The organism is Paraburkholderia sp. SEWSISQ10-3 4, from assembly GCF_030464785.1.
Taxonomy (GTDB): domain Bacteria; phylum Pseudomonadota; class Gammaproteobacteria; order Burkholderiales; family Burkholderiaceae; genus Paraburkholderia; species Paraburkholderia aspalathi.
Genome location: NZ_JALPRI010000003.1, coordinates 579,988 through 588,559, shown reverse-complemented (window position 1 = coordinate 588,559; position 8,572 = coordinate 579,988). Strand labels below are relative to the sequence as shown.

The following is an 8,572-nucleotide window of genomic DNA, read 5'->3' as shown; positions in this document are numbered from 1 at the left end:
TGCCGCCCCGCACAGGGGCAACGCTAATAGACCACTAACAATGCAAGGAAAGGCAAAGCCCTAAGAACACGGCCAAAAAGCGCCGCGCAGGCAAAAACCCCAAAACCAAATCCATATAGTCAGACAAATAAAACAGCGGGTTTCCCCTCCCCTGCGGAGCAAACAAAACCAAGCCGTAAACACAGTCAGCAACAAGCCACTCGCTGCAAGCGAAAAAGCAAAGAGTGAAAAAGCGAAAGAGCAAACCCTGACCGACCACCTCGCGAAAGCGAAATCAAAAGCGAAAGCAAAAACCCCATTGCCATGACTCTGAACAAAAAACTAGCCTCAATGATCGCGGTCCTCTGGACCGGCCTGATCCTGATCGGCGGCTTCGGCGCATGGCAAAACCGTGCCTCGATGATCTCAGACCGCCGTGATCAACTGGTCGCGCTGATCGACCAGGCCAATCACATCGTCAACCGCTACTACTCCCTCGCCCAGCAGCACGCGATCACCGAAGACGAAGCCAAAAAGCAGGCGCTCGCAACGCTCGCCGCCATGCGCTACGGCAAAGACGGCTATATCTCCGTCAACAACTCGCAATCGGTCATGCTGATGCACCCGATCAAGCAGGAACTGGTCGGCAAGAACATGGCGCAATTCACCGATCCGGCCGGCAATCATCTGTTCGTCGATATCGTCACCGCAGGCAATCACGAAGGCGGCGGCTATGTCGACTATCTATGGTCCAAACCCGGCAGCGACAAACCCGTGGCGAAAACCAGCTTCTCGCGCCACTTCGAGCCGTGGGACTGGTATCTGGTCACCGGCATGTACATGGACGACGTGCAGCGCGCGTTCTACGCCAACCTGTTGCGCTGGCTCGTCATCACCCTGACGCTCGGCGCGATCGCCACGACCGTCATGCTGCTGGTGTTGCGCAGCATCCGCCGCACGCTCGGCGGCGATCTCGAAGTCGCGGTCGAAGCGACTCAACGGATGGCGGACGGCAATCTCGCCACGCGCGTGCCGCTGCAGGCAAACGACACCGGCGGCAGTCTCTTGCACGCGCTTCACACCATGCAGGCCGGTCTCGTCGATACGGTTTCGCGCGTGCGTCTCGGCACTGAAAACATCAATATCGGCGCAACCGAAATCGCCGCCGGCAACACGGATCTGTCACAACGCACCGAGGAACAGGCTGCGGCGCTCGTCCAAACAGCGTCGAGCATGGATCAGATGACGGTCAACGTGAAGCAGAACGCGGACAGCGCGCTGCAAGCGGCGCAACTCGCCGGCCAGGCAGCGGATGTGGCCACGCGCGGCAGCCGCGTCGTCGACGACGTGGTCCGCACCATGGGCGAAATCACCACCAGTTCGCGGCAGATCGGCGACATCATCGGCGTGATCGACGGCATCGCGTTCCAGACCAACATCCTCGCGCTCAACGCAGCGGTCGAAGCGGCTCGCGCGGGCGAACAGGGCCGCGGCTTCGCAGTGGTCGCCGCAGAAGTGCGCAGCCTCGCACAACGCTCGGCTACGGCCGCGAAGGAAATCAAAGCGTTGATCGAAACGTCCACCCATACCGTCGAAGCCGGTGCGTCGCTGGTCGCCAACGCCGGTTCGACCATGGGCGAGATCGTGCAGTCGGTGCGCCGCGTGAACGAAATCCTCGAGGAAATCAGCAACGCCTCGCGCGAACAAAGCGCGGGCATCGAACAGGTCAATCGCGCAGTCGGCGAAATGGATCAGGTCACGCAGCAAAATGCCGCGCTCGTCGAAGAAGCCGCCGCCGCGGCCCATTCGCTGAAGGATCAGGTGGGCGTGTTGCGCGAGGCAATCTCGAGTTTCGCTCTGCCGGCCTGAGGCTGCCGGCTCTTTTAGGCAGCGGGATATAAGCAGAAGAGGGGCAGAAAAAAAGAAGGCGCTCGACAGGCAGAGAGCGCCTCTTTAACACGCCGCGTCGGAGTCGACGCACTAATCGAACGAGCCAGCCGCGCGGATTTTCAAGTCCACGCGGCTTTTTTGTGTTCAGCGAACGCTTACCGCGCCCGATTGCGCAACCAGGTTAAGCCGAATTTGGCATCGCCGAATTCGGCTTAAGGCATTTTCATCAGGACCCGCCGCTTCCGATAATGGCCGCTTTCCAACGCGCGCCTCGCGGCAAGCCCCCATGCGGGGCCCGCCCTCTCGCTAGCGCCGTCCCACCAAGGCTCGCCGTCATGCTGCTCCACCTCCTCTACCTAGTGGCGATCATCGCCGAAGCCATGTCCGGCGCATTGATGGGCATGCGCCGCGGCATGGACCGCTTCGGCCTGTGCCTCGTCGGCACCGTCACCGCACTCGGCGGCGGCACGGTGCGCGACGTGCTGCTCGGCCACTATCCCCTTGCATGGATCTCGCATCCAGATTACGTTCTGATTACAATCGGGGCAGCGTCGATTGCCGCGGCGAGCGCCAAATGGCTGCGCAACTGGCAACGGCTGTTCGTCACGGTCGACGCAATCGGCCTGATCGCGTTCACGGTTATCGGTTGCGACGTCGCCGCGACACTGGACGTGAGCCCGGCGATCGTCGTGCTGGCCGGCGCGATTACCGGCGTGTGCGGCGGCATGCTGCGTGACGTGCTGTGCAACCAGATGCCGCTCGTGCTGCGTGAAGAGTTGTACGCCAGCATCGCGCTGGGCGCCGGGGCGCTGTATGTCGCACTACAGGCCTGCGACGTGGCGCCGGCGCCGGCCTCGATCGTGGTGCTGGCCGTCGGTTTCGCAGTGCGCATGCTGGCGGTGCGGTTTCGCTGGCAACTCAAGGTATTCACCGCCGCCGATTCGGGCGGCGCAGGTTAATCCCGCTGCACGCCACGCGCGTGTGGCTTTCGCTCGAGGAGCACGCTCGACAGTCACGCGCAACAGGACATCGGCCTCGCCGGTTTCTCGCCCACGCACTGCTGTTCGTTATCCGCACTCATGATCCAGAAGAAGAAATCGCAGTCGCACGATCCGTACGCGCCCGTCGCGAAGAACCAGTTGCTGGCCGCGCGCCTGCCGATGTGGCGTTCGAAACTTGTCGTCCTGCTGGTGTTCGGCGCGTTCGCGTCGCTGGCGGCGCGCGCGTTCTGGGTGCAGGTGGTCAATCAGGATTTCTACGTCGATCAGGGGCAAAAGCGCTATCAGCGCACGCTCGAACTCGACGCGACGCGCGGGCGAATCGTCGACCGCAATGGCTCGATGCTCGCCGTCAGTCTCGCGACCTACGAGATCTGGGCCTCGCCCAAGCTGCTCGACGAAGCCTCATTCGCACCGCTTTCGAAGCTGCTCGACCTGCCGCTGGCAGAACTGCGCCGGCGTCTGAATGGCGATAAAACCTTCGTGCTGCTCAAGCGCCAGGTGGACGCCGACACCGCCGATCATCTCAACAAACTGGGTCTCGCCGGCATCACGCAGATCGCGGATTCGAAGCGCTTTTATCCCGAAGGCGAATCGGCGGCGCACGTGGTCGGCTTTACAGATATCGAGGACAACGGCCAGGAAGGCGTCGAGCTCGCCGCCAACGAGCAACTGCTCGGCGTGCCGGGCCAGCGCGAAGTGATTCGCGACCGCCTGGGCCGCGTGGTGTCCGAGACCCGGCCGCTCGTGCCGGCGCAGAACGGCGACACCATCCACCTGACGATCGATCGGCGCATCCAGCAACTCGCTTACGCGCAACTGAAGGACGCCATCGCCAAACATCACGCCGAGGCCGGCAGCGTGGTCGTGCTCGATGCGCGCAATGGCGAAATTCTCGCGCTCGCTAACTATCCGAGCTTCGATCCGAACGACCGCGCGCGGCTCACCGGGCGGCAACTGCGCAATCGCGCGGTCGTCGACACTTTCGAGCCGGGTTCGACGATCAAACCAGTCGTCGTCGCGCTGTCGATCGACGAGGGCAAGGTGCGGCCGCAAAGCATCATCGATACTGCACCGGGCTGGTACAAAATCGGCCCGGCGGTGATTCACGACACGTCGAATCACGGCGCGATGACGGTTGCCGAAGCCGTGCAGAAGTCGAGCAATATCGCGCTCGCCAAGCTCGCACTGAATCTGCCTGCTGAAAAAATCTGGAACAAGTATCAGGAATACGGGCTTGGGTTGAGGCCCGAGCTGACCTTTCCGGGCGTCGCGTCGGGCAAGGTGCGCCCGTACAAACGCTGGCGTCCGATCGAACAGGCGACCATGGCGTATGGCTACGGCCTGTCCACTTCGCTATTGCAGATCGCGCAGGTCTATACCGCCTATGCCGGCGACGGCACCATGCATCACGTGAGCCTATTGCGGACAGACAAAAACGCGGACGGAACCGCGAGTGCAAGCAGCGCGGCGCAGACCATGGATAAGGGCCATGCAGTCACCACACCCGCCACCGCGCGCGCGATCCGGTCGATGCTTGAAATGGCCACCGGCGCTGGCGGCACAGGGCGCGCAGCAGTAGTGGAAGGCTACCGGATCGGCGGCAAAACCGGCACGGCGCGCAAGCAGGTCGGCGCGACTTACGCGAAAAACCGTTACCGTGCGCTGTTTGTCGGCATGGCGCCGATGAGCGACCCACGGCTGATCGTCGCCGTGATGATCGACGACCCGGCCGGCAAGGCGTTTTATGGTGGGACGGTGGCCGGCCCCGTGTTCGGCGCGGTAACAGGTGGAGCGCTGCAATTGCTGGGGGTGCCGCCGGACGCGTGAGGATCCGCCGCGCCGTGAATCTCGTCGCGCCTTTGGTTACACTAGCAGCGACGGTTAGCGTCGCGCGTTATCGCTGCCCGCTTTCGCCAACGCCTCGATGCGATTGCGGCCGTTGCGTTTGGCCTGGTACATCGCCCGATCGGCTTCTTCCATCATCGCGTGGCCGTGCACGGCCGCGTCGGCAGGCGCACCGGCAAGCGTGCGCGCCGCCACGCCGATCGACACGGTCAACGCGATGCGCTCACCATGGTCGTCCTGCAAATCAAGTCTTTCGACAGCCAGCCGCACGCGCTCGGCAACTGTCAGCGCATCGGCCCGATCGCCTTGCAGCAGCGCAGTGAACTCTTCGCCGCCATAGCGCGCCACGGTGTCGCCCAGGCGCACCTGTTGCCGCACGCAGGCGGCCACGGCCGCCAGCGCGCGATCGCCGGTCTGATGGCCGTACGTGTCGTTGATCCGCTTGAAGCTGTCGATATCGATGAAAAGACACGCGACCGGCACGCCATACCGAACCGCGCGCATGATTTCCTCGCGCAGCCGTTCATCGAAGTAGCGGCGATTGGCGAGGCCGGTCAGCGAATCGGTCATACCGAGTTGCTTGAGCCGCTCGCGGTGCGCGACATTGTCGAGACTCGCCGTGACGATGCTCGCAAAGCGCTCCAGAATATCCGTAGCCATGCCTTCGGCGAAACGCGCCGGGTCGTCGCTGCACAGGCATAGAAAGCCGCTCACGGTGTCACCGGCGGCAAGCGGCAGCATGATCGCGCTCGCCGGCGCGTCGGCGTCACCGAAGAATGCGCGGCGCGCCGTTTCATCCAGTTGACCAGGCTTGCCCAGCCACGGCCGTCCTTCGTCGCACAAGCCAAGGGCCGCGAGTCCGCCTTCGCGCGACGTTCTCAGATTGGGCTGGTCGAGTGCATCCAGAGCGCCTGGATCGAGCAGTTCGAGCAGCATCGGCGCGCGGTCGTCGAGCCACAACGTCACGCTCGCCAGCGAGAATTCCTTCGGCAAATGGCTGAATAGCGTGTCGAGAAACGACGCGAAATCCTGCGCGCCGATCAACCTCAACTCGACGTTCTGGAAGCGGCGCAGCGTGCGCTCATTGTGCTGCACGGTATCGACGAGCGAGCGCAGTCGGTCTGAAAGCGGCGTTTGAGCGAGATTCGTCACGTTATCGATGCGGGCCCGGAGGCGAAGCGGGGTCGGCGGCCCCAACCGCTGTAATAACGGCCAATTCCGCGAGGTCTTGAGGGTTCGATCACCGCGCACGCAAAAACAGCGGTTTAACAGGGCGATCACGCAGCGGGATCAAGCGCGGGAATTTTGAGCGTGATCTTAAGTTTGGCTTAATTCTTACCTGTAACTATGGCGTCCAACATCCCCTGTTGAGCCGCCAGAACATCGGCGGCGCTTTTTTTCTCAAGGGATGTCGCCGACGCGCCGATAGATGGACAGCATGCCTGCGAAGAAGGAGTCAAACGATGGTGGAAGACACGGTATTCGAGCATCTGCGCGCGATGCCCGGCAACGAATGGGTGCGCCAGATCCACTCGTGCAAGGTCTCGGACCCCTTGCAGCCCCCATGGGGACGCTCGTACAGACTCGTCGAATGGACCATGAAGCACACCCCCGAATCGAGCCGCCGCGTGGTGCCCGCGGAAAGCACACCACTCGAAATCGCCCAGGCGGTCGTATCGCACATTCCGGGGCGCCGCTTCTGCCAGCACGGCGACGATTGATCCTGTTGCCGGCAACCTGCCCTCAGTTTTTCGCGCGCTTCGCCATTTCTTCCTCAAACAGGGCGAATTCTTCCCTTGCGGCCTTTGCCACACTTGGCCGCTGCATCAAGCGCTTGTAGTAAGCCGCCACCGCCGGCCATTGCGACAGATCGATGCCGCCATACGACGCCCAGTTCAGCACCGTGACCAGATACGCGTCGCCCACGCTGAACGCGTCGAGCAGATACTCGCTTTGCGCCAGATGATCCTGCAGAACGCCTAGCCGCAATGCGGCCTTGTCGCGCGCATAGCGCTTCACGTCTTCGGGCGCGCGCGCATCGAGCAACGGCACGAACACTGCCTTGTGCAACTCCGTACTGATAAAACCCAGCCATTGCTGCAAGCGCGCGCGCTGTGCCGTACCCGGAGCAGGCGCAAGCCGTGCGGCCGGAAAATGATCGGCCACATACGGCAGGATCGCCGTGTTTTCGGTCAACAGCCAGCCTTCATCCGTGCGCAGCACCGGCACCTGCCCGAGCGGACTGATCGGATAGAAGTCCGAGCCGTCCGACAACTGTTTCGACTTCGTGTCGACATGAATGAACCCAGCCTGTGCCCCCGCCTCGTACAACGCGATTCGGGTAGCCAGTGAACAAGCGAGCGGCGAGAAGTACAGATCCATGGGGAAGCCCCCTGTCGTTGGTGTTTTTGTACTATATTGCATATAAATCACTTCCGCCATATTTTTATGCCGACCAGTACAAAAAAAGAAACTCGCCCGCGCGGCCGTCCGCGTGCCTATGATTCCGACCAGGCACTCGCCGATGCAAGAGACGTGTTCTGGCGCAGCGGCTATGCGGGCACCTCGCTGGATCAATTGAGCACTGCGACCGGTATGAATCGCCCGAGTCTGTACGGTGCATTCGGCGACAAACATGCTTTGTATCTGTCCACGCTCGAACGTTATATCGAGGCCGGACGGCTCGCGATGGTTCATGCACTCAGCGAGGATCTGCCATTGCCGCAGGCTCTGCTGCGCGTTTATGACGGCGCGCTCGCGTGGTACTTGCCCGCCGACGGCGATCAACTCGGCTGCTTCATGATCGGCACCGCCACGGTCGAAGCGGTGGATGACGTCGAAGTCCGCGCAGCGCTAGCCGAGGGACTGCGCACCTACGACAAGGCCTTCGAGAAACGCTTAAAGCTGGCGCAGGCCGAAGGCGAACTGCCTGCCGATGCGCAACCGCCCCTTCTCGCGAAGATCGCATCGGCGATTTTGCACAGCCTCGCGTTGCGCGCCCGCGCGGGCGATTCGCGCGCGTCGCTGCGGGCAACGGCGGTTGCAGGGGTGGCGTTGATATGCGGCAATGCGGGCGCGTCACCTGCGCCGGCAACGGGCAAAACCACAGCAAAAGGACGTGGACGGTAAGCGGAAGGAGTTCGCTCGCGTTATTCGATTTCCGTTCAGATCACAGGCGGCCGAGGGTCGCCGCGCCTTTGCAATGCTTGACAGTCACGGGAAATGTTTATGCCTATGATGGGTCGATTCACCCGACACGTCATGGTTTCGACATGAACTATCCGTACGACGTACTGACCGCCGCCTGTCTTTTCATCATCGTGATCTCCACCACCATCATGCTCGCGCTCACCTGAGCGAGCGTTGTAACGCCCCCTGCTATAGGGCGTTCTAGCAGGTCAACGCGCACCCCCGCGTTTCCGTAAAAAGACGGGATATACTGTACATATATACAGTATTTTTCGTCTGAACAATGCGCCTTCCTCCATTCGAACCTCCCACGCTCGCCGAGCTGCGCGCCTGGTGGCGTACACGCGACGAACAGGCCATCCAGCGCCTCATCCTCGAGATTCAACGGCAACGGCTCACGCTGCTGGAGTTGCGCAACCTGATCGACAGCGGCGTCCAGCAGGCGCGCGCCGCCGACCGCACACTGGTCGAACGCGGCGAACCACTCATGACGTTACGCATACGGATCGCGCAGGAAGTGCTGCGTGTGGGTGATATCGACGATACGCGGCAGATGAGCCGCGCCCAACAGGAAAAGCTCGCCGTGCGCACCGAGGGCCAGATGGAATACGCACGCGAAGGCCGCCTGAGGCGGCAGCGCCGGAATATCTAGTTCGAGCGTCGCAGCG

General features: G+C 62.3%; 9 protein-coding genes. 7 read left to right on the top strand and 2 right to left on the bottom strand.

All coding sequences use genetic code 11. From position 1 onward, the window contains the following. The first annotated feature begins 303 nt into the window (after positions 1-303). The 3 genes from M0D68_RS11230 to M0D68_RS11220 all read left to right on the top strand — a co-directional run bounded on the left by M0D68_RS11230 (position 304) and on the right by M0D68_RS11220 (position 4,697). Positions 304-1,848: a methyl-accepting chemotaxis protein gene (locus tag M0D68_RS11230; protein WP_200622590.1), complete on the top strand. Its 1,545-nt coding sequence runs from the start codon at positions 304-306 to the stop codon at positions 1,846-1,848. A 356-nt stretch (positions 1,849-2,204) separates the two neighbouring features. After that, the gene (locus M0D68_RS11225; RefSeq protein ID WP_200622591.1) at positions 2,205-2,828 is read left to right on the top strand and encodes a trimeric intracellular cation channel family protein; all 624 of its coding nucleotides are present in this window, start codon (positions 2,205-2,207) and stop codon (positions 2,826-2,828) included. Positions 2,829-2,948: 120 nt separating this feature from the next. Beyond that, entirely contained in the window at positions 2,949-4,697 is a 1,749-nt protein-coding gene (locus tag M0D68_RS11220; RefSeq protein WP_200622593.1) for a penicillin-binding protein 2, read from the top strand. Positions 4,698-4,751: 54 nt separating this feature from the next. Here M0D68_RS11220 and M0D68_RS11215 read toward each other — a convergent pair whose 3' ends face one another. Beyond that, the gene (locus tag M0D68_RS11215; protein WP_256457753.1) at positions 4,752-5,867 is read right to left on the bottom strand and encodes a diguanylate cyclase; all 1,116 of its coding nucleotides are present in this window, start codon (positions 5,865-5,867) and stop codon (positions 4,752-4,754) included. Between the two features lie 311 nt (positions 5,868-6,178). On the opposite strand from M0D68_RS11215, the gene M0D68_RS11210 reads away from it, so the two are divergent. Then, positions 6,179-6,436, top strand: coding sequence for a DUF2866 domain-containing protein (locus M0D68_RS11210; protein ID WP_093632986.1), 258 nt, complete (start codon positions 6,179-6,181; stop codon positions 6,434-6,436). A gap of 22 nt (positions 6,437-6,458) precedes the next feature. Here the strand turns inward: M0D68_RS11210 and M0D68_RS11205 are convergent, their stop codons facing one another. Beyond that, positions 6,459-7,097: a glutathione binding-like protein gene (locus M0D68_RS11205; RefSeq protein WP_256457752.1), complete on the bottom strand. Its 639-nt coding sequence runs from the start codon at positions 7,095-7,097 to the stop codon at positions 6,459-6,461. A 66-nt stretch (positions 7,098-7,163) separates the two neighbouring features. On the opposite strand from M0D68_RS11205, the gene M0D68_RS11200 reads away from it, so the two are divergent. The 3 genes from M0D68_RS11200 (at position 7,164) to M0D68_RS11190 (ending at position 8,556) form a co-directional block, all read left to right on the top strand. Next, positions 7,164-7,844, top strand: coding sequence for a TetR/AcrR family transcriptional regulator (locus M0D68_RS11200; protein ID WP_266224244.1), 681 nt, complete (start codon positions 7,164-7,166; stop codon positions 7,842-7,844). A gap of 77 nt (positions 7,845-7,921) precedes the next feature. Next, complete coding sequence (locus tag M0D68_RS11195; protein WP_172737764.1) at positions 7,922-8,071, top strand: hypothetical protein; 150 nt, start codon at positions 7,922-7,924, stop codon at positions 8,069-8,071. A gap of 116 nt (positions 8,072-8,187) precedes the next feature. Then, positions 8,188-8,556 carry a hypothetical protein gene (locus M0D68_RS11190; RefSeq protein WP_211707270.1) on the top strand — a complete coding sequence of 123 codons (369 nt, stop codon included), beginning with the start codon at positions 8,188-8,190 and terminating at the stop codon, positions 8,554-8,556. The last annotated feature ends 16 nt before the right edge of the window (positions 8,557-8,572 follow it).

Coding starts and splice junctions, on each gene's coding strand:
- M0D68_RS11200 (WP_266224244.1), top strand. CDS start 7,164: ATGCCGACCAGTACAAAAAAAGAAACTCGCCCGCGCGGCCGTCCGCGT.
- M0D68_RS11210 (WP_093632986.1), top strand. CDS start 6,179: ATGGTGGAAGACACGGTATTCGAGCATCTGCGCGCGATGCCCGGCAAC.
- M0D68_RS11205 (WP_256457752.1), bottom strand. CDS start 7,097: ATGGATCTGTACTTCTCGCCGCTCGCTTGTTCACTGGCTACCCGAATC.
- M0D68_RS11230 (WP_200622590.1), top strand. CDS start 304: ATGACTCTGAACAAAAAACTAGCCTCAATGATCGCGGTCCTCTGGACC.
- M0D68_RS11220 (WP_200622593.1), top strand. CDS start 2,949: ATGATCCAGAAGAAGAAATCGCAGTCGCACGATCCGTACGCGCCCGTC.
- M0D68_RS11225 (WP_200622591.1), top strand. CDS start 2,205: ATGCTGCTCCACCTCCTCTACCTAGTGGCGATCATCGCCGAAGCCATG.
- M0D68_RS11190 (WP_211707270.1), top strand. CDS start 8,188: ATGCGCCTTCCTCCATTCGAACCTCCCACGCTCGCCGAGCTGCGCGCC.